At 65.4% G+C, this 20,356-nt stretch carries 12 protein-coding genes and 2 pseudogenes; 4 read left to right on the top strand and 10 right to left on the bottom strand.

Annotated features, from left to right (window positions below; all coding sequences use genetic code 11):
• Window positions 1-41: 41 nt before the first annotated feature.
• Window positions 42-1,137, bottom strand: a pseudogene (locus H9654_RS02095) (site-specific integrase).
• Window positions 1,138-1,241: 104 nt separating this feature from the next.
• Between H9654_RS02095 and H9654_RS02090 the strand changes: the two are divergent.
• From H9654_RS02090 to H9654_RS02075, 4 genes are all read left to right on the top strand, one after another.
• A complete protein-coding gene (locus H9654_RS02090; RefSeq protein WP_191768619.1) occupies window positions 1,242-2,177 on the top strand; it encodes a DNA-binding protein in 936 nt (311 codons plus the stop codon).
• 544 nt (window positions 2,178-2,721) lie between these two features.
• Window positions 2,722-3,165, top strand: coding sequence for a hypothetical protein (locus tag H9654_RS17725; protein WP_225211796.1), 444 nt, complete (start codon window positions 2,722-2,724; stop codon window positions 3,163-3,165).
• Between the two features lie 288 nt (window positions 3,166-3,453).
• Window positions 3,454-4,260: a restriction endonuclease gene (locus H9654_RS02080; protein ID WP_191768617.1), complete on the top strand. Its 807-nt coding sequence runs from the start codon at window positions 3,454-3,456 to the stop codon at window positions 4,258-4,260.
• Between the two features lie 103 nt (window positions 4,261-4,363).
• The gene (locus tag H9654_RS02075) at window positions 4,364-7,012 is read left to right on the top strand and encodes an excinuclease ABC subunit UvrA (protein WP_191768616.1); all 2,649 of its coding nucleotides are present in this window, start codon (window positions 4,364-4,366) and stop codon (window positions 7,010-7,012) included.
• A gap of 60 nt (window positions 7,013-7,072) precedes the next feature.
• Here the strand turns inward: H9654_RS02075 and H9654_RS02070 are convergent, their stop codons facing one another.
• From H9654_RS02070 to H9654_RS02035, 9 genes and pseudogenes are all read right to left on the bottom strand, one after another.
• Window positions 7,073-7,549, bottom strand: coding sequence for a hypothetical protein (locus tag H9654_RS02070; RefSeq protein WP_191768614.1), 477 nt, complete (start codon window positions 7,547-7,549; stop codon window positions 7,073-7,075).
• Between the two features lie 271 nt (window positions 7,550-7,820).
• A complete protein-coding gene (locus H9654_RS02065) occupies window positions 7,821-8,408 on the bottom strand; it encodes a hypothetical protein (protein WP_191768612.1) in 588 nt (195 codons plus the stop codon).
• Window positions 8,409-8,516: 108 nt separating this feature from the next.
• Complete coding sequence (locus H9654_RS02060; protein ID WP_191768910.1) at window positions 8,517-9,374, bottom strand: aldose epimerase family protein; 858 nt, start codon at window positions 9,372-9,374, stop codon at window positions 8,517-8,519.
• Window positions 9,364-10,329, bottom strand: coding sequence for a glycoside hydrolase family 43 protein (locus H9654_RS17720; RefSeq protein WP_318241109.1), 966 nt, complete (start codon window positions 10,327-10,329; stop codon window positions 9,364-9,366). Before H9654_RS17720 ends, H9654_RS02060 begins: the two co-directional genes overlap by 11 nt.
• 30 nt (window positions 10,330-10,359) lie before the next feature.
• Window positions 10,360-11,826, bottom strand: a pseudogene (locus tag H9654_RS17715) (MFS transporter); the annotation flags it as partial.
• A 10-nt stretch (window positions 11,827-11,836) separates the two neighbouring features.
• A complete protein-coding gene (locus H9654_RS02050; protein WP_191768904.1) occupies window positions 11,837-14,491 on the bottom strand; it encodes a glycoside hydrolase family 3 protein in 2,655 nt (884 codons plus the stop codon).
• A 23-nt stretch (window positions 14,492-14,514) separates the two neighbouring features.
• Entirely contained in the window at window positions 14,515-16,212 is a 1,698-nt protein-coding gene (locus tag H9654_RS02045; protein ID WP_191768906.1) for a glycoside hydrolase family 43 protein, read from the bottom strand.
• The gene (locus H9654_RS02040) at window positions 16,212-18,194 is read right to left on the bottom strand and encodes a sialate O-acetylesterase (RefSeq protein ID WP_191768610.1); all 1,983 of its coding nucleotides are present in this window, start codon (window positions 18,192-18,194) and stop codon (window positions 16,212-16,214) included. The genes H9654_RS02045 and H9654_RS02040 overlap by 1 nt, the downstream gene beginning before the upstream one ends.
• Window positions 18,191-20,305 (bottom strand): alpha-glucuronidase family glycosyl hydrolase, encoded by a 2,115-nt coding sequence (locus H9654_RS02035; protein WP_191768608.1) that lies wholly within the window; start codon window positions 20,303-20,305, stop codon window positions 18,191-18,193. The genes H9654_RS02040 and H9654_RS02035 overlap by 4 nt, the downstream gene beginning before the upstream one ends.
• Between the last annotated feature and the right edge of the window lie 51 nt (window positions 20,306-20,356).

Here is a 20,356-nt window from a genome sequence, read left to right as displayed (position 1 = left end):
GTTGGAATGGCGGACGTACAAGCCTAGTCTTTGCGCAATTTCTATTGATCTTCTAATAAACGTGCAGCGGGATTCGATGTCGCTCCTCCGGCCTGGAAATACCCCACCACACTCGACACTGACCGGTGCTCGGTCAACTGCATGATCGCCGGCAGTGCCACCCCTTGGCGGCTTGCCTCAGTCACGAAGCCTGACCTGAGACTATGCCCACCAAAATCCCCCTCCAACCCGGCCAGGCGCGCCCGTCGCTGCACAATTTCGCCTACGGCGGCCGGGGAGAGAGCGGGGCCGATGCGTTGCTTCCACAGCCGCCGGAAGATCGCCCCCTCGGTGAGGCCTGAGGCCTCCAACCAGTCCTGGAGGGCGAGGGCGGCCCGATCGAGCACCGGCTTATCTGGGGTCGAGGTGACCGTAACCCCGGCCTGCTGGGTCTTGCTGTGCTCCAACCGGTAGATATAGCCCGCCTCGCCAATCCGGCGCAGGTCGCGCAGGTCGGCCGCGGCGATCTCGCTACGCCGGCGGCCGCCACTAGCGAACCCGAAGCAGAGTAGGGCGCGATCCCGAATTCCTTCCAGGCTATCGTCGCAGGTGGCCAATATGGCCTCCAGCTCGGTCAGGGTGATCGCAGTCTTCTTGCGTGGGCGCTCGCCGCGCTTGACCGCGGCCCGCGCCGCGCGACTGAGCACGGTGCGGATTGCCGGCTGCTCGCAGGGATTGGTCACTTGCTTGAGTCGGTGCGCCGTGGACAGCACGGCAACGCGATGGCGCACTGTGGCCAAGGTCCAAGGACCAAGGACCAAGTTTGGCCTTAAGGCCGGCGGTCACCAAGGCTTGGTCGACGGCTGGTGGCAGTTCCCATGCCAATTCGCCGTCGGTTGAGCGGCGCTGTACGTGATCGACCACGAACTGCAGCACGGTGGCTTCGGGTACCGGTAAAGCCAGCTCGATGCCGTAGCGCGCTGCATGCCAGCCCGCCCAGTACCGCAGGGCGCTGGTGTAGCTGCGGGTGGTGTTCTCGGCCGCAGCTTCGGCCAGCAGCTCGCGGACCGCATCGGCAGCCTGTTGGGCCAGCTGTTCGGGCAGTGCCAGAGAGGAGGCCGTCGCGGCGGACACGGGAATTGTAGAAATATCTTTCATAATATGTAATGTTCGCTATGCAGAGAACACCGTACCCGCGATAATCAGCACTTATCACTAGTACGGAATCAACGGGGCAGGGCGCCCGCACAGGAGACTATTCAATGGCTCGCGGCATCACGGAACTAGACGTGCACGGCGCCGCTGACGCGCTAGTCGCAAAGGGTGAGCGCCCGACAGTGGAGCGCGTTCGGGCCCATCTGGGTACGGGCTCCCCCAACACGGTTACCCGCTTGCTTGATACTTGGTGGCTAAGCCTTGGAAGTCGGTTGCATCCTGAGAAGCCAAGCGTGAAAGACGCTCCGGCTGTGGTGGGGAAGCTTGCTGGGCAATGGTGGGCGTTGGCGCTAGAACATGCGCGTGATGCCGTCCTTGCTGAGTTCTCCGAGGTGCGCCAGGAGCTTACAGTCAAACAAGAGGAACTTCTTGTCCGGGCCCAAGCACTCGCAGGTGAGATGAGCGCTGTCCATGCGAAGTCGGAGGCGGCCCTTGTTGCCGAACGCCTAGCCTGCGCCCAGGCCACGGAATTGCAGCGCTTGGTCGATCAGCTTCAGCTGCAGGCTGCGGAACTCGCTGGGCAGCGAACTTCCGCTATTCAGCGACTTGAGCAAGTGGAGATCTCACGGCAGGTTCTCTACGACAGGCTGCAAGAGACTGAGGAATCGGCGAGATCCGAGCGCGAGACCCTGGCTGAGCACGTCAGATCTGTCGAAAATCGAGCGCTGGGTGATCTCGATCGCGCTAGACAAGAGGCCAAGACATTGCAGACGAAGCTTGCCAGCGCAGTAAAAAGGAATGCGTCGATTGAAACAGAGATGCGGCACAGCCTTGAAAAGGCGCGCTCAGCCACCGCGGCGGCAATACAGATGGCGGACAAGCAGCGTGGCAGATGTGAAGCTCTAGAAGATCAGCTGGCCAAGCTCCAGAACTTACCAGCGGATCTAGAGGCTGCGCTTAGGCGAAGCCAGGTGACTCCTGATCTACGGAAGACAAGCACCCAAAAGCGGGCTAAGAAGAGCTCATCCAAGGCCACGAAATAGGAGTGCCGGCTTGCTTGGCGCTCATCGAAGGACATCAAATAGGACCAATAGGACCAACGACAAGCCGCCAAGTCCTGGAAGTAAGAAGAAGCCGTGATGGTGCGGGGCGATGACACGATATCGGATCACGACACGATTAAGGGAAATCGCCAATAAGCCCGACCTCGCCAGCAAGAGCCTTTGAGTCGGCTAGCTTATTGATTTTGCAGAGCACATTCCTTAGGGGATGACATTATTAAGGGGCATGTCATGGTTAAGGAGCAGATGACATCGGTAGGGTGCTGCGGACACAGTGGTGGGCGCTGGCGCTCGAGACAGTCGTGCGAGTAGAACATAATATACATTATGCGAAGTCATGGATCCGTCATAACGCCGCGTTTGTGGGCTCTGGATGGCACTGGCTCAAGCTTTGGATCGGCTCTTGCTCCCCTTCCGGGTCTACTGACGTAGGCCGCAGCCACCACAGCACGGTTGAAACGTTACCCGTAGGGACAGACCCCTACACCCTCTACAATGCGAGCCGGGACACGCACAGGGGTGGCGTATGGAACGCGAACGGCATGAGCCGACATTTGGCAAACAGGACATGGCGGAGGTGAACTTCAGGGCACGCCCGCGCGACTATCCGAGGACCAGAGACGAGCCCCGGATCCCGTGGGTGGCAATCGCGCTGGGCGTAGCGGCGGCCCTAGCCATCGCAATGGGCCTCATTGAGTGGAACGCGCGGCGGCAGGCGGCGGCCATGACAGCCGAGCTCATGCGGCCGATGACAAAGTCAGAGCAAGCCGCATTTGATCGAGAAATGTCGAAGTTGGATGAACAGCTGACGCGTGATCTTGAAGCTGTAATGCCGCGCAGTGTCAGGCTCAGCGCACCAGCGGAACGGTATTTCCCCCTACCCTTGAGGCCTGGCGAACGTTGCATGTCGGGACACCGTCTGAAGCGCATAGAGGGTGGCTGGCAGGACGTTCCTGATCAACCGTGCTGATACAGCGCACTAGCCGCCTGAGTAACGGTTCTATAGCGATTATGGGAACGAGCCCCTGGCGCGCACCCGATGCTCAACAGTGACGCCTGGAACGGGTTCTGACGCGTCGGGGTCAATGCGCTGGGCGTGGCTGCCGACAAGCCTTCCGCGTGTTTTAGACGCGCTGACGCGATGGGGTTTGTCAAAAGCGCCGAGCTGTTGGATCCCTCTGCATATCACCATCAATGTAGTTCCTCTGACAACCATCATCCCAGCCGCTATCGTGCAGCCTGAGACGGAGATCACTGCATGGCACGTAGAGGAAAGAAGAACGGATTCGAGGTGCTGGCTGAGCTGCCCTGGCCCGCAGGCATCGTCGCAGGCGTCGTCGGCTTCATTGCGATCCACCACGTCCTCCCTTGGTGGCTGACAAAGCACAACGGTCCGCTTGCAGTCGGGCTCGGCGCACAGCTCGGCAACATACTGGCACCACTGGCATGGCTGCTTCTGGGACTGTGTTGGATGGCTGCCCTCGCCTCCTTCCTTGGCTCCCGTCGCCGCCGACGCCTGCTCGATACCCGGGACTCGCTGGAGAGCCTGGCCTCTGGCAGTTGGGCCCAGTTCGAGCAATTGGTAGGTGAAGCATTCCGACGCCACGGCTACACGGTGGAAGAAACTGGATTGGGCGGTCCTGATGGAGGTATCGATCTGATCCTGCGCAAGCAGGGTCAGAAGGTTCTCGTCCAATGCAAGCAATGGCGGTCACGGCAGATCGGCGTAAGCGTGGTGCGCGAGATGGCAGGGCTACTGGCGCACCACCGCGCTGATGCGGTCAAGATTGTTTGCATCGGCACATTCACCCGTGATGCCGAAGCGTTCGCGGCGGGAAAGCCCATAGAGCTGATCGGTGGCGAGGAGTTGCTTGGCATGATCCGGGCTGTGCAGAAGCCAGCCGCAATTCGTGTCGAACCGCAACTTGAGCCTGCACCTTGCCCCACCCCCCAAGCAGCTGCCTGCAGAAGGTGCGGTAGCGTACTGGTCTTGAGAACCAATCGCCGAACAGGCGAGCAGTTCCAAGGATGCGGCCGGTTCCCGCATTGCCGCGGTAAGGCGTAGCCATTGCCCACACCACCCTCACCAACCTTCACCCCGCAGCAGCGAGAATGAGCCATCGGGCGCGCTGTCACGCGTGCCGCTCACTGCCCGCAGGACTGCCGCCATGCCCCACCCGCCCATCGATCCGCCATCCTCCGCTGCCGTAGCAAGCGGTTGCATCGAGGTCCGCGGAGCGCGCGAGCATAACCTCAAGAATGTCGATGTCTCCATTCCGCGAAATGCGTTGGTGGTGTTCTCGGGGGTGTCGGGTTCGGGCAAGTCATCGCTGGCCTTTGGCACCGTCTTCGCTGAGGCGCAGCGGCGCTATTTCGAGTCCGTAGCGCCCTACGCACGGCGCCTGATCGACCAAGCCGGCGTCCCCGATGTGGATGCCATCGACGGGCTGCCGCCGGCGGTTGCGCTGCAGCAGCAGCGCGGGGCCAGTAATGCGCGTTCATCGGTGGGCAGTGTGACCACGCTGTCCAGCCTGGTGCGGATGATGTACTCGCGGGCTGGGGCCTACCCGCCCGGCCAGGCCATGCTCTATGCCGAGGACTTCTCACCCAACACGCCGCAGGGCGCCTGCAGCACCTGCCATGGCCTTGGGCACGTCTACGAGGTGACCGAAGCACTGATGGTTCCGGACCCGTCGCTGACCATCCGCGAACGCGCCGTCGCCTCTTGGCCGCCGGCATGGCACGGGCAGAACCTGCGCGACATCCTGGTCACGCTGGGCTACGACATCGACGTGCCGTGGAAGAAGCTGCCGAGGAAGGACAGAGAGTGGATTCTGTTCACCGAGGAAGCGCCGAGCGTACCGGTCTACGCAGGCTTCACCCCGGCCGAAACCCGCGCCGCCCTGAAGCGGAAGCTTGAACCGAGCTACATGGGGACCTTCACCGGCGCCCGCCGCTACGTGTTGCACACCTTTGCCACGACCCAGAGCGCGCTGATGCGAAAGCGGGTTTCCCGCTACATGGAGGGCAAGCTGTGTCCCGCCTGCCAAGGCAAGCGCCTGAAACCTGAAGCACTGTCGGTCACCTTCGCCGGCGTGGACATCGGCGAGTTCATGCGCCTGCCATTGGATCAACTGGCGGATCTGCTGGCGCCCGTGGCACAGGGTGATTTCAGCGCACATAGCCGTGGCTCACGCAGCAGGAACGCGACACGCCGCGATCGCGCCCAACGGGTGGCAAGCGGGCGCACCGCCCACGCCGCCGCCCCTGACGTACGCCTGACCTCGGCCCTGTCGGAGGAAAAGCGCATGGCGGCCCAGCGGCTGGCGGGAGGCATCATGGCACGTGTCTCACAGCTGCGTTCGCTCGGCGTGGGGTATCTCTCCCTGGATCGCGCGACACCCACGCTTTCGGCCGGCGAACTGCAGCGCCTGCGACTGGGTACGCAGCTGAGTTCGTTGCTTTTCGGCGTGCTGTACGTGCTGGATGAGCCATCGGCTGGCCTGCACCCTGCCGATAGCGAGGCGCTCTACGATGCGCTTGGTCAGCTGCGTGATGGGGGAAATTCGGTTTTTGTCGTCGAACACGATCTGGAGCTGATGCGCCGCGCGCAATGGCTGGTGGATGTTGGCCCGCAGGCGGGCGAGCACGGCGGACGCGTTCTCTACAGTGGCGAACCCGGTGGCCTGCGCCAGGCGCAGGATTCCCGCACCGCCCAGTATCTTTTCGACCAGGTGCCTGCGCCTGCAAGCCGCAAGCGCAACGCCGGTAGCTGGCTGGAACTGAAGGGTATCCACCGCCACAACCTGCAGGGAGTGGATGCGCAGCTGCCGCTGGGATTGCTGACTGCCGTGACCGGGATTTCGGGGTCGGGCAAGTCCAGCCTGATGGCGCAGGCGCTGCCGGAGCTGGTACTGCTGCACCTGGGCCATGAGCCGCCGGATGACGGCCCCGATGTCGCCCCCACGGATGGGCCATCCGTCATCGAAGCAACGCGCGGTCGGCTGGCAGGCGATGTGGACGCCATCCAGCGGGTCGTCCAGGTGGACCAGAAGCCCATCGGCCGCACGCCGCGGTCCAATCTGGCCACCTATATCGGGCTGTTCGACCATGTGCGGAAGCTGTTCGCCAATACCCCGGACGCACGCCGACGCCGTTTCGATGCGGGCCGCTTCTCGTTCAACGTGGCCAAAGGCAGATGCCCGACCTGCGAGGGCGAGGGGTTCGTCAGCGTCGAGCTGCTGTTCATGCCCAGCGTCTACGCGCCCTGCCCTGCGTGCCACGGCGCGCGCTACAACGAGGCCACGCTGAAGGTACTATGGAATGGCCGCAACATTGCCGAGGTCCTGCAGTTGACGGTTGACCAGGCGCACGCGTTCTTCGGCGAGGAGGATGCGATTGCCCGCTCGCTGCAGGTGCTACGGGAAATCGGGTTGGGCTATCTACGGCTGGGCCAGCCGGCGACGGAACTTTCAGGCGGTGAGGCGCAACGCATCAAGCTGGCGACCGAGCTGCAGCGCGGCCAGCGACGTCGCACGCTCTATGTACTCGACGAACCGACTACGGGTCTGCATGCATCTGACGCGGACAGGTTGATGCTTCAGCTGCAACGGTTGGTTGATGCGGGGAACACGGTGGTGATGATCGAGCATGACATGCGGGCGGTCGCACAGGCCGATTGGGTGATTGACGTGGGGCCTGGCGCAGGTGCTGCGGGCGGCACCATCGTGGCGAAGGGAACGCCTCACCAAGTGTCTCGCGCCGAGGCAAGCAGGACGGCCCCTTTCCTCGCGCGCGAGCTCTCGCGCGGGGGCTGAGCTGCGAGCGGGTGGAATGCGGCTAGCTTCGGCTGCGCAGCCGCTGTCACACGGCCCTTTCTAGATATCTGTCTGCCATTTGATGCCTAGTGCATCAGATCGCAGCTCCCTCTCGATGATGATCTTCTCGTCGTCCTCGAGGAGAGCGAGAAACCGGGGCTTGTGATGCGCCAACCCGGATGGACTCAGGTCGTAAACCTCACTCCAAAGGGACCTTGCTTGGCGCTGGCAACGCTCCAAATATGTCAGGTCATCACGAAGTTGCGCGAGCGCATCAGCCATAGCGGGTTGCTCATGGGGCGGCAAGCTTTCGATGTGAGCCAGCAGACTCTTGGTCCTGCGCTCGTGCCGATCAAACAAATTCGTCGCTCGATCAATCCTAACCATGAACTCGGATCTCTCGCGAGAGAATGCAAGCTGTAACTCATCCTGCTTGGAATCGCGCGAATGGCGGTGCGCGCGATACGATATCCAAGTGGATATCATCGAAACTATCAAGGCTAGGATCGCAACGATCCCGGAATATTCGCTGATCATGTATCAATTGAACAGCAGGTGCCTACAGAAAGCTACCCGGCCCTTGAAGTGACGGATTTTTCTGTAGTGAGAACCATGCCCAGCTTTCCAGACTGTATCCATGACCCGGCCGGTCAAGAGGTATTCGATCCGGCGTGCGTGCTGCGCACGATGCCAGCATGCAAGTGTTGACTTTGAAGGAAGCGGGCGAACGTTTGAGGGCTGGAGAGGGCTGACGACTTTTGCTCTCAGGAGGGCGCGCGGGCCCCGCTCCACCATGGCCCCGCCACGCTCAACGCTGCAGACGGCTGTCCGCTGGAGCATCGAGTTCGCGGGGATGCGGTTGCGCGTTGAACCATCGATGGACGATCTCCGCAGCGCGCAGATGGTCCTCGTGGTTGGTCGCGGCATACAGGTACTGCAGGTACACGCCGTCCATCTGCATCACGGCGCGATAGTTTCCTGCCCCTGGTGAATCCCCGAAACTCTGTACGGATTCCACCCGATGACCTTCTGGGCCGGTGAACACCAGCACGCCGCGCCAAAGTGACGTGCTGGGTGGGAAATAGCGAACGAAGCCCTGTCCCTCGTCGGCATGCTTCAAATCCGTTGCGTCTGGGATTGAGGAAGGGGCGATCCGCGGGCGTATGAGCAACCGGATCCGCTCGGCCGGCGTCCCCGCGTCCCTGCCAGGCCCTGTGAGAGCGTTCCCGTTTATCCAGGACAGCCTCACCACCACCGCGTTGCCGCCGGCCGGATCCACACCCGGGCGATCCAGATAGGGGACGAGGAGACTGTTTACGGCTGGGGCCGTGGAGGGCGCGCCACAGCCCGACAGGATCATCAAACTCGCCAACAGAAGCACGCGGAGGAGTTGCATGGAAGGCGTCGGCGCTAGAGGTGTCTGAAGGTGGCACGCGTGACGTGGAACGAGTCCCCCGCCAGGCGCTGTAGCGCTCCAGCGTACCATTCGAAAAATGCCCTTCCATTACGTTCGCCAGCTTGGTTCATCGCCCTCCCAACAAAGCAAAAACCGCAGCTCCAACCGCTCCCCCGCCCCGAGCCGCCTGGGCAGCAACGTAAAGCCATCAGGCGGGCCCGTCTGCGGTTCCACACAGGTAGCGTACGCAGTCCCGTCATACACCACCCAATGGTCCGTTTCCGCCTGCAACCGCAGCCGCTGTCCTTCCGAGACCAGCATCACCTCAGCCCGGTTGATGAAACAGTCGTCCCACGGGCCAGGCGCGGGCGTGATGCGAGGCAGCGTGGCAACGCCCTCCCTGTCCCGTGGATACATCGCACTCGGTGAGAACAGCAGCTGGTCCGGCTTGCGGAACCAGGGATGCCAGCCGATCACGGCGGGCATCGCCTTGTCGCCGGCCTGCACGGCGAGCCGCAGTTCCACGCCATCCGGCACGACACGGATACACTGCGTCGCAACGCCACCGAAAGGCCAGTAGCGGTCTTCCGGAAGGGCCAACGACAACATCGCAGTATCGACTTCGAGGCGCTCGATCTGCCAGGCCCGTGTGAATCCCACCCCATGGATCGCATGCGCCCCAAGGTTCGCAGGCAGCACGAAAACCTTGCCATCAAAGCTGAAGCGACCGCGTCGGATGCGCCCAGCCCAGGGCACCATCGGGTAGCACCCCCAGCCGATGGCAGCCGCCCCGCCCTCGCGCTCGCCTACCAGCCAGTCCACGCCGTCGTACCGCATCTGCGCGATTCGTCCGCCTGCTTCGGGAGCGAGCGCGACCTCCATCCGGCCCGCCCGCAGCCAATGCTGCTGGCCACCTGCCATCGGCGCCTGCGCATCATCCAGCGGTGAACTAGCTTCAAGCGCCATAAGGATCGATGGTGCGGATGCTGCCATCGGCTTCCATGTGCAGCGGGGTGCACTTGACCGAGCGCAGGTGGGTGACCCCGCCGGACGCCAAGGCATCGTGGTAGAACAGATACCACTGCCCCTCGAATGCGCAGATGGAATGATGCGTGGTCCAGCCCACCACCGGCTTGAGGATCACCCCGCCATAGGTGAACGGTCCGTACGGACTATCGCCGGTTGCGTAGCACAGCAGGTGCGTATCACCGGTGGAGTACGACAGGTAATACCGCCCTTGGTACTTGTGCAGCCAGGGGCCTTCGAAGAAGCGGCGCGCGTGGTCATCGGCGCGCAGCGGCAGTCCGTGTTCGTCCAGGATCACGATCTCCCGCGTGGGCTCGGCAAGCCGGGTCATGCCTGCTTCCAGCCGTCCAACGCGTGGCCCCAATGCAGGCGCATCGCCGGTGGGCTCCTCGTGCGCCGCACCGAAGCGGTTGTCACGGTACTTCTGCAGCTGGCCACCCCAGATGCCACCGAAGTACAGGTAATGCGTGCCGTCGTCGTCCTCGAACACCGCCGGGTCGATCGAGTAGGTGCCCTCCATCGCCTCTGCTTCGGCAGTGAACGGGCCCTCCGGGCGATCCCCTACCGCCACGCCGATGCGGAACAGGCCCTGCGCATCCTTGGCGGGGAAATAGAGGTAGTAGCGCCCATCACGGCTTGCCGCGTCCGGCGCCCACATCTGCCGGCTGGCCCAGGGCACGTCACGCACATGCAGCGCGACGCCGCAGTCGATGGCCTCGCCAGCGGGCGTATCCATCCGCAGCACATGGTAGTCCTCCATGCCGAAGTGACCGCCTTCGTCATCGAACGGAGCACCGCTGTCGATGTCGTGCGAGGGATAGATGTACAGCCGCCCTTCGAACACATGGGCCGACGGATCCGCCGTGTAAAGGTGGCTCAGCACGGGCTGCGAGATCGCGCGCGCCGCCAGCTGGTCAAGGCTGCCAGTCTGCCGGCGCTGCAGCAGCTCCTGCTCGATCCGGTTCTCCATGCGCTTGTCGATCTCATACAGGAACAGCAGCGCCACCGCGAGCAGGAACGGGATCGAGCAGTAGACGCTGACCGTAAGTCGGATGCCGTCCACCACCGCCTGCGGCTGCTGTTCCGCGCCAGCCTGGTAGCCATGGTGCGCGAGGATCCCCGCGACCAGCGCACCGCCAATGCTCAGGCCGATCTTCAGCCCGCACAGCATCGCGGAGAACACGATCGCGGTGGCGCGGCGATGGTTCTTCCACTCGGAATAGTCGGCGACGTCGGCGATCATCGCCCACAGCAGCGGGATGGTGATGCCGTAGCAGAACCCATGCAGCATGAAGGCGACGAAGGCCACGCCGACCGCGGTGGGCGGGAAGAAGTAGAACGCCAGCAGGAACAGCGTGCACACCAGCAACGCGCCACCGAAGACATCCCGCTTGCCGAAGCGGTCAGCCAGCCGGCGTGAGACGCCGATGCCGAGGATCATGCAGAGGATGCCGCACGCATTGAACAGGCTGAAGGCCGAGGTCGCCGGGTCTTCCGGCCAGGTGAATCCGGCCAGGCCCCACCGCCTCAGCGTTGCGTTCAATCCACCGATGAAAGCGTTGAAGCCGGAGCTGTCGAGGAAGCCCGCCAACGCGGCATCACGCATGTAGTACTGGAAATAGTAGATGTAGGTGCCGCCCTTCAGGGCCAGGTTGACGAACACCAGGATGGTCAGCAGCAGCATCACCTTCCACGGCCGGTTGCGCAGCAGGTCGGACAGGTCCTGCAGTACGCCGCCGGTCTGTTCCCGGGCCGGGACGATGCGTTCGCGCGTGGTGGCGAAGGTGGTCAGGAAGAACAGCGTGCCCACCACCGCGAACACCGTCATGACCCGCTCGAAGCCCAGCATGCGATCACCATCGCCGAGGATCAGCACCAGTGGCAACAGCAGCACCTGGATGATGAACTGCGCGATCATCACCGCCACGAAGCGGTAGGCCGACAGGCTGTTGCGCTGGGCCATGCTGCCCGTAAGCACCCCGCTGAGCGCGGAGTACGGCAGGTTGTTGGCCGCGTACACCAGCATCAGCAGGCCGTAGGTGGCCACGGCGTAGACGATCTTCGCGCGGGGCCCCAGGTCCGGCGTGCTGAAGGCGAGCAAGGACAACACCCCGAACGGGATCGCCGTCCACAGGATCCACGGCCGGAACTTGCCCCAGCGGCTGACCGTGCGATCGGCGGCAATGCCGATCAGCGGCGTGAACACGAACGCGCCGAGCACGCCGATCACGAAGATGATCGTTGCCGCAGTGGCGGGCGGAAGCCGGTATACGTCGGTGTAGAAGAACGCCAGGTAGGTGATCAGCGTCTGGAAGATCAGGTTCGCCGCGAGATCGCCCAGGCTGTAGCCGAGCTTTTCCCGGATCGACAGCGTGTGTTCGGTGCTTGCCACGCTGCCTGCATCAGTCACGGCCGGCCTCCACGGTGAACCTGCTTGTCGCGCGGATGTCGGTGCTGGAGCTGCCTACCCTTGCCTCGTAGGACCCGGCCGGCACGGCATACGCTGCGCGGACCTCGTCGTACTGGCGCAGGGCGTCCTTCGCCTGCAGATCAAAGGCGACCGTGCGCCGCTCGCCCGGGGCCAGGTGGACACGCTGGAACCCGCGCAGCTCCTGCTGGGCATCGCCGGGCTGTGCCTGCATGCGCCGCACATACAACTGCACGACTTCATCGCCCGGGCGCTTGCCGGCGTTGGTTATCTCGACCTGCACCTTGAGCGTCCCGTCGTCGCCGATGCGGGCGGAATCGAGCTGCAGCGTGCCGTAGTCGAACCGCGTGTAGGACAGCCCGTGTCCAAACGGGTACAGCGGGGCGCCACGGAAATAGCGGTAGGTGCGGCCTTCCATCGTGTAATCGTCGAACGCCGGCATCGTCTGGCCCGCCTTGTAGAAGGTGACCGGAAGGCGTCCGCCGGGGTTGACGTCGCCAAACAGGGCCTGGCCTACGGCGGTGCCACCTCGTTGCCCGGGGTACCAGCTCATCAGGATTGCCGGCACATTCGTATCGGCCCAGTCCACGGCCAGCGCGGAGCCGCCGGTCAGCACCATCACCACCGGCTTGCCGGTGGCATGCAGCGCTTCCAGCAGTGCACGCTGCGGCGCGGGCAGGCGCAGATCGGTACGGTCACCGCCGGCGAAACCGGGGTAGTTGACCTTCATTTCTTCGCCTTCCACATCGCCGGTCAGCCCGCCGACAAACACCACCACGTCCGCTTCGCGGGCTGCGTCCACCGCTTCCTCGAAGGGCGGCTTCGCGCCCGGCATGCGCCAGCCCAGCCGCACGCCGGCATCGCGCTCGGCATCGAAATACTCGAGCCTCAGCGCATAGGCGCGTCCGGCCTGCAGGTCCAGTTCCACGCCATCGCCCTGCAGGCGATCGCTGTCACCCCACCGGTCCAGTACCCGCTTGCCATCGATGTACAGGCGGTAGCCGTCATCGGCTGCTGCTTCTATGCGGTAGCGCCCGGACACCGGCGGCACCAGTTCGCCACTCCAGCGGATGCTGAAACCATCGCTGGGAATCCCCTGCCCCGGCGCGGCTTCACCGCGGGCCAGCAGGTTGTCGGTCGGTGAACCGCGATCCCAGCGGAAGCCGATCTGGGCATCGGTGCGCACCAGGGCCGGGGTGCCGGACAGATCGGCCGTACGGAAGTACTCACCGCGCAGGCCCCGTTCCGGCGAGTCGGCCGACGGCCGCAGGTAGGCCGCTTCGATCAGCGGGGTGGCGTTGGGATCGTCGCGCCCTTCAACCAGGTCCACACCGCGTGCGTAGCGCACCTCGATGCCCTTCGCTGCATCGCGTATTCCCTGCAGGACGGTCACCGGTGCGGCCGGGGTGCCGAAGTAGTTGCCGAGCAGTGCCATGGTGTCATCGGCGGTGGGGCCGACCACGGCGATGCGCTTGAGGTCGCGTGACAGCGGCAGCACGCCTTCGTTCTTCAGCAGTACCAGCGATTCCTGCGCGGCCTTCAAGGCCAGCGCATCGTGCGCCGGGGCCTGGTTCACCGATGCGGGGATCCGCGCCCAGCGCACCCGTTCGGCCGGGTCGAACATGCCCAGCCGCATCCGCGCGGTGAACAGCCGGGTCACCGCATCGTCGATTTCTGCTTCCGTGATCAGGCCTTGCCGTACCGCGGCAGGCAGCGTGGCGTACTCCTGGCCACACTCCAGTTCGGTACCGTTCTTGACCGCCAATGCCGCGGCGGCTTCACGGCTGGGAACGATTCTGTGATGCTTCCAGATATCCACGATGGCCCAGCAGTCGGACACCACGTAACCCTTGAATCCCCAGTCACGGCGCAGTACTTCGCGCAGCAGGAAGCGGCTGGCGCTGGCGGACTCGCCGTACACGCGGTTGTAAGCGCCCATCACCGCATCCACCTGGCCCTCCTTCACCAGCGCTTCGAAGGCCGGCAGGTAGGTGTCATGCAGATCGCGCTTGCTGGGGCGGGCATCGAAGTGGTGGCGGTCGGCCTCCGGCCCGCTGTGCACGGCCAGATGCTTGGCCGTGGCATCGAGCTTGCGGTACACCGGGTCGTCGCCCTGCAGTCCGTGCACGAAGGCCACGCCCATGCGCGCGGTGAGGTACGGGTCTTCGCCGTAGGTTTCCTGGCCGCGGCCCCAGCGTGGGTCGCGGAAGATGTTGATGTTCGGCGACCAGTAGGTCAGCCCCTGGTAGCGGCCATGTGATCCCTCGCGGACGAACTGGTGATGCTTGGCCCGCGCTTCGTCACTGATGGTGGTGGCCACCTGGCGCACCAGCGGCACGTCGAAGGTGGCGGCCAGTCCGATGGCCTGTGGGAAGACCGTCGCCTGCCCTGCGCGTGCCACCCCGTGCAGGCCTTCGTTCCACCAGTCGTAGGCGGGAACGCCGAGGCGCTCGATGGCGGGCGCGGCGTTCTGCATCTGCGCCGCTTTTTCCTCCAGGGTCATCTGCGCCACCAGCGCGGCGGCGCGGCTTTCAAAGCTTGCCGCAGTGTCACGCCAGGGCTGGGCTTCGGCCGCCTGGCCGACGCTGCTCAAGGCGATGGCGGCGCACAGCGCCAGCGTGCGGAACATCGGGAGCCGGGGCGTGCGCGTCATCATTTACTCCTCAAGGCACGCTCATCGCGTGCGAATGGTCCCAGCAGAGCGCCCACGAAGCCGCCTGCGCGATCAGTACTCAATACCGTTCCATCCACCTCGGCTGCGAGGGTCTGCCAGCCGTGCCCGTCGCCGCTGTCGAAGGCAAAGGCATAGCGGGCTTCGTCACCGGTGATCTTCAGCCGCAGCGAAGCGCTCGCGTCCACATCGCGGGTGGCCAGCAGCCGGGTCGTCCCGCCGCCGTCGCGTCCTTCCAAGAAGACCGTCACGCGATCAGCGCCGAGGCGGCGGACGCCAAGGAAATACCAGTACGTTTCACTCTGGAAGGCAGCCAAGCCAGCCGCCACGCCTGCTGCCGGGTGGCTCATCGCGGTGCTGGCCTCGAAGCGCAGGTGCTGCTGGCGTCGGCCCAGGAAGGCGGGGTTGCGCAGCGTGTCGAGGTCTTCCGCCAGCGGGTGCACCGTCAGCGCGCCGGGGTGCTCGCGCAGGTCTGCCCATGGTCGCTTGGGCACACGCACGCGCAGCCAGCCGCTGCCGAGCGTCGGCGCATCGAACTCATCGCGATCGACGAAGTTGCCGGTGAACGGTGCCTGCGACGCATCGCCCTGCATCCATGACGGTGCCTTGAGCGTATACGGAATGGTCTGGCCGGCTGGCAGGATCACCGGCCAGCCATCGCGCCATCGGACCGGCAGCAGGTAGGTCTCCCGGCCTGTGTTGTAGTGGCGCTTGGCATAGTTGCGGCTGGCAAGGAACACCGCCCACCACGACCCATCCGGTCCCTCCACCAGGTCCGCATGGCCGGCATTGGTGATCGGCAGTGGCCGGTCCTCCGGCAGATCGCGCTGGGTCAGGATGGGGTTGCGCGCATACGGGACATAAGGTCCCCAGACATCACGGCTGCGCAGCACCACCTGCGAATGCTGCGGCCCGGTGCCGCCCTCTGCATCGGACAGGTAATACCAGCCCTCGCGTTTGTACAGGTGAGGTCCTTCGATCCAGATCGGGTTCTTCGCCGGCTCCACGCCGCCGTCGATCAGCACCTTGCGCGGGCCCATCGGCGCGTAGTTGTCCATGTCGATCTGCTGCATCCAGATCGCACGGTGGCCCTCGTAGCGCGGCAAACCGGGCGGCACGTCATTGTTCAGCAGGTAGACGCGGCCGTCGTCGTCGAAGAACAGCGAAGGATCGATGCCCTCCACGCCCGGCAGCCAGTGCGGGTCTGACCACGGCCCGGCAGGATCGCTTGCGGTAGCGATGAAGTTGCCGCCACTGTCCACTGCGGTGGTGACCACATGGAACAGGCCGTCGTGGTAGGAGATCGCCGGAGCGAATATGCCACGCGACACGCTCAGGCCATCGAAATCCAACTGCGTCGGTCGGTCGATGACGTTGCCGACCTGCTTCCAGTGCACCAGGTCCACACTTTCGAAAACGGGTATACCGGGGAAGTAGGTAAAGCTGGAATTGACCAGGTAGTAGCGGCCGTTCGCACGGGTGATGCTGGGGTCGGCGTGGAAGCCGGCGAGGATCGGGTTGCGGTAGTGCCCGGGTGGCAGGGGCGCTTCGAAGGCAACGTCCCGACCGGTGTACTCGAACCAGTCGAAATGAACCGGTGGCGCAGGCGCGGCCCGCAGCGGCGGCGTCGCAGCGGCCGACAACAGGATCATCGTGGCAAGCAGCAGGCGCGTCAGCATCATGGAATCTCCGCAGCGTCGAGGGATAGTTCAAAGGGGCCGGCCGGTGCGCCGCTGCGATCGCGCAGCGTGCAGATCGGGCCATCGGCCCAGCAGTAGCGCACGCGCGCGCCGGGCACTGGCTGCGGGCTGCGCAGCACCACGTCATGACCGTCCAGCAGCGCCTCCGCGTAGGTGCATTGCCGCGCCTGCGCATCGCATAGTTCGAAGCCCATGGGTCCGTTGGCACCGGTGGTGGCCAGGGCGCCGGTGACATCATCGAAGGCGATCCTTACCCCCGCAGGAGTACGCGATGCCGTGCGTGCGGTCGGGCCGGACGGGGCGATCGCGCGCTCGCCGTAGACGACGTGGCGTGCCACGCGCGCCAGGCGCCGGCCCAGTTCCTGTTTGTTGGGCGGATGGATGTCGTAGGCGTCGCCGATGTCGATCGCCAGCGCGAGGCCGGTGTGCGGGTCCTCCGCCACGACCCGCCGCTGCGCCTCGCGGACCTGTGCCCAGCCGCTTTCCACCGGTGCTGCGGGCGGTTGGCCATAGCCGGCCAGCTGCACCACCAGCAACGGCATCTGCGCACCGAACTGCCCGCGCCAGTCATCGCGCAGGCCGCGCAGGCGTGCCGCATAGGCCGCGCCGTCGCCAGTGTTGGATTCGCCCTGGTACCACAGCATTCCGCGCAGCCCAGGCTGGCCCAGCGGGGCGATCATGCCGTTGTGGAGCGTGGACACGCCCGTGGCGGCATGCCACGGCGCCAGCGGTGGGGCCTGCGCCGTGGGCGCTGGCTGGTACTGCCACGGTGCGTCCAGCACCAGGCGCGTGCCATCGTCCAGCACCACCGCGTGGGCGCTTGCAGGGCCTGCCAGGCCGCCATCGCCATAGGTATCCAGCACGTTGATCACCACCGTGTTGGCACCAGCCTTCAGCAAGCCGGCTGACAGCGCGTAGGACCGCGCCGAACCGGGCGCGTTCTCGCTGCCCACGGCCACGCCGTTCACCCAGGTCATGTCCGTCTCATCCACCGCACCCAGTTCAAGGCGTGCGCCCTGCCCTGCCTGCGCCACGGTCAGGGTCACCTGGCTGCGGTACCAGACCATGCCGTTGTAGCGGGAAAGCGCAGGCACGCCCCAGTGCTCCCATGCCCCCAGCAGGGACGGCGCTTGCTGCCAGCCAGTGCGATCTGCCGCGGGCTGCCACGGGCTTTCATCGGCGCCCGCGCCCATGTGCGTGGACCACCACTGTTGCCAGTGTCGGCCCCATCGGGCGTTGGCGGCCACCGGATCGGTTGCGTACAGCGCCAGTACGTCCAGCGCCGGGTCCATGCCGTCCTGTCGGCGCAGGCCAGAGGCGCTGGTCCATGCCTCGATGCGGGAACCGCCCCACGCCGCCTGGATCAGCCCCATCGGTACCGCGACGGTCTTCTGCAGCTCGCGTGCGAAGTAGAAGCAGGCAGCGGAGAAGTCCCGCACGGTGTCCGGCGATGCGGCGTGCCAGGCAACGGGTCCTGCAAACTCCTGTCGTGGCGAAACGGCCACCGCCTTCGGCACGGTGAACAGGCGGATCATCGGCTGCGTGGCGGCAGCGATTTCGCTGGCTGCGTCGAGCGCGCGCCAGACCGGAAGCTCCATGTTCGACTGCCCGGAACACAGCCAGACATCGCCCATCTGCACATCGCGCACGACCTGGACGGCATTCCCGGCCCGGATCGCCAGCTCGTACGGGCCGCCTGCCGCCAGCGGCGGCAGCATGGCCCGCCAATGGCCGCTGTCATCGGCGCGGGCGGTGGCTGTCCGGCCGGCCAGCTCCACCCGGAGGCTGACGCCCGAAGCGGCAGTCCCCCAGACCCGAATCGGCTGGTCCCGCTGCAGGACGGCGTGATCCTGGAACAGCGGATGCAGCAACGGCGCCATCGTGTGCTGCGCCGGTGCGGGCCCTGCGCAGCAGCCCAGCGTGATCGCCAGCAGCCAGCCCCTCCACGCTGCCCGGCTCATCGGCCATCTCCCGGCGCGGACGGAGACTGCTGGGCCTGGTACCACGCCAGCGGATGCGGTGGCGTGGCCTCTCCCTCCGGCAAGGGTCGGCCGCTGACCGACTGGAAATACGCCACGCTGGCATCGCGCCACCACTGTGCTTCGCGGCGCTGGATGCGCAGGAACGCTTCGACCTGCGCGTAGCGCTGTGCATCCACCCTGCCGCGCAGGCCTGCCCAGGTGCTCTGCATGTCCTCGACACCGCGCACGCCCTGCGCATAGCGCCGGACCAGTTCGTCCCACAGTGTCTGGCCGGACGCCATGCGGTGGTCCCAGGGCAGGTGGTGGAACCACAACAGCAACGATTCGGGGACCTGCTGCAGGTCACCGTAGCGGTCTGCCACGTGCGGTGCGTATTGGGCCACCGCATTGCTGCCGCGCGCCGTGCGGTCAAAGCCGATGCCATCGCGGTCGGCGCGGTGGTAGTACACCGACGTCCAGTCCGCGCGCGGACCGCCGTCGACCCACGGACCGGGGCCATGGTGGTGTCCGCGTGCCATCAGGTGATGCAGGCCAAGCGGAGTCATGTAGTTCACTGCCGCCTCGCGCGAGCCCATCATCATGCCGACGATGGGCTGCACCACCTCGCGATCCGGTGAGAAGGTCATCGCCGCCCACTCCGCCGCGATGTCGGCGGCGCTCTGCCCGGGGTTCCACGCAAGACGGCCGAAGGCGTACCAGTTGGCCTGGTCGAAGTGCGATCCACTCCAGGTGCGATCGTTGCCGATATTCGCGACGCCGGCCATGCCGGTGAGCGTTTGCGCCACGGTGGAACGTTTGCCGCGTGCATGGGCGTCGGCGTGCAGCACTTCCTCGTACAGTGGCCCCAGGTACACCAGGTGCGTGGCGAAGCCGAGATACTCCTTGGTGATCTGGACCTCCATCATCAGCGGGGTACGCGGCATGGCACCGAACAGCGGATGGAACGGCTCCCGCGGCTGGAAATCAATCGGCCCGTTCTTCACCTGCAGGATCACGTTCGGGCGGAAGGCACCGTCCAGGCCGACAAATTCGGTATAGGCCTGCGTGGCCCGGTCTGCAGGAACGTCGTGCGCATAGACGAAGGCCCGCCACATCACCACGCCGCCATGCGGGGCCAGCGCATCGGCCAGCAGGTTGGCACCTTCGGCGTGCGAACGACCGTAGTCCTGCGGGCCGGGCTGGCCTTCCGAATTGGCCTTTACCAGCAGGCCGCCAAAATCCGGAATGCGGCTGTAGATCTCCGCGGCCTTGTCCCGCCACCACCGTCGTACCGCCGGGTCGAGGGGGTCGGCGGTTTCCAGCCCGCCCAGTTCGATCGGCGCGCTGAAGCGCGCGCTCAGGTAGACGCGGATGCCGTAGGGCCGGAACAGGTCGGCCAGCGCCGCAGCCTTGTCGAGATACTCCGGCGCCAGGCTCTGCGCGCTGGCATTCACGTTGTTCAGCACCGTGCCGTTGATGCCCACCGACGCGTTGGCCCGTGCGTAGTCGGTATAGCGCGGGTCGCGCCATTCCGGCAGGGTCTGCCACTCCCACAGCGAGCGGCCTGCATAGCCGCGTTCCACGTGCCCGTCCAGGTCGTCCCAGTGGTTGAGTACGCGCCGACCGAGCTGCGGCGATTCGCGCACCGCAAGGGTGTCCAGTGCCGCGCCGGCCTGCAGCAGGCGCAGCAGATGGAATGTGCCGTACAGCACGCCGATATCCGTGCGAGCGGCCACCAGCACCACATCGTGCCCAGCCAGACGCGTACGTTCGAGCAGGTAGCCCTCTCCGCCCAGCGATGCAATCTGCTCGCCGAACGGCGCGATCAATGGCGATGACTGCGGCGTACCCAGCACCACGGCAGGGCCGGTGGCCGCCGCAACCCGCATGGGCGGGGCGCTGCCGAGCAGTCCGGCCAGGCCGCGCTCCAGCTCTTCGCGTGCGGCACGCTGGGTCGGTGTGTGATCAGGCGCCACCACTTCAGCCAGCTGCGTGCGGTAGGCGGCGGCAAGCGGGGCATCGAGGGGCACATAGCGCATCCAGAGCGCGTAGCCATCCTCTGCCTGCGCGCTGCCGATGCAGGCCATCAAGGCCACCACGGCAGCCAGCATCCAATGACACCGCTTGCCATCCGGGCGACCCCGCAGCGCGGGCGGTAAACC

The organism is Stenotrophomonas lacuserhaii, assembly GCF_014836545.1.
GTDB classification, from domain to species: domain Bacteria; phylum Pseudomonadota; class Gammaproteobacteria; order Xanthomonadales; family Xanthomonadaceae; genus Stenotrophomonas; species Stenotrophomonas lacuserhaii.
The sequence above is the reverse complement of the archived record's forward strand: the minus strand, read 5'-3'. Positions and strand labels throughout refer to the sequence as shown.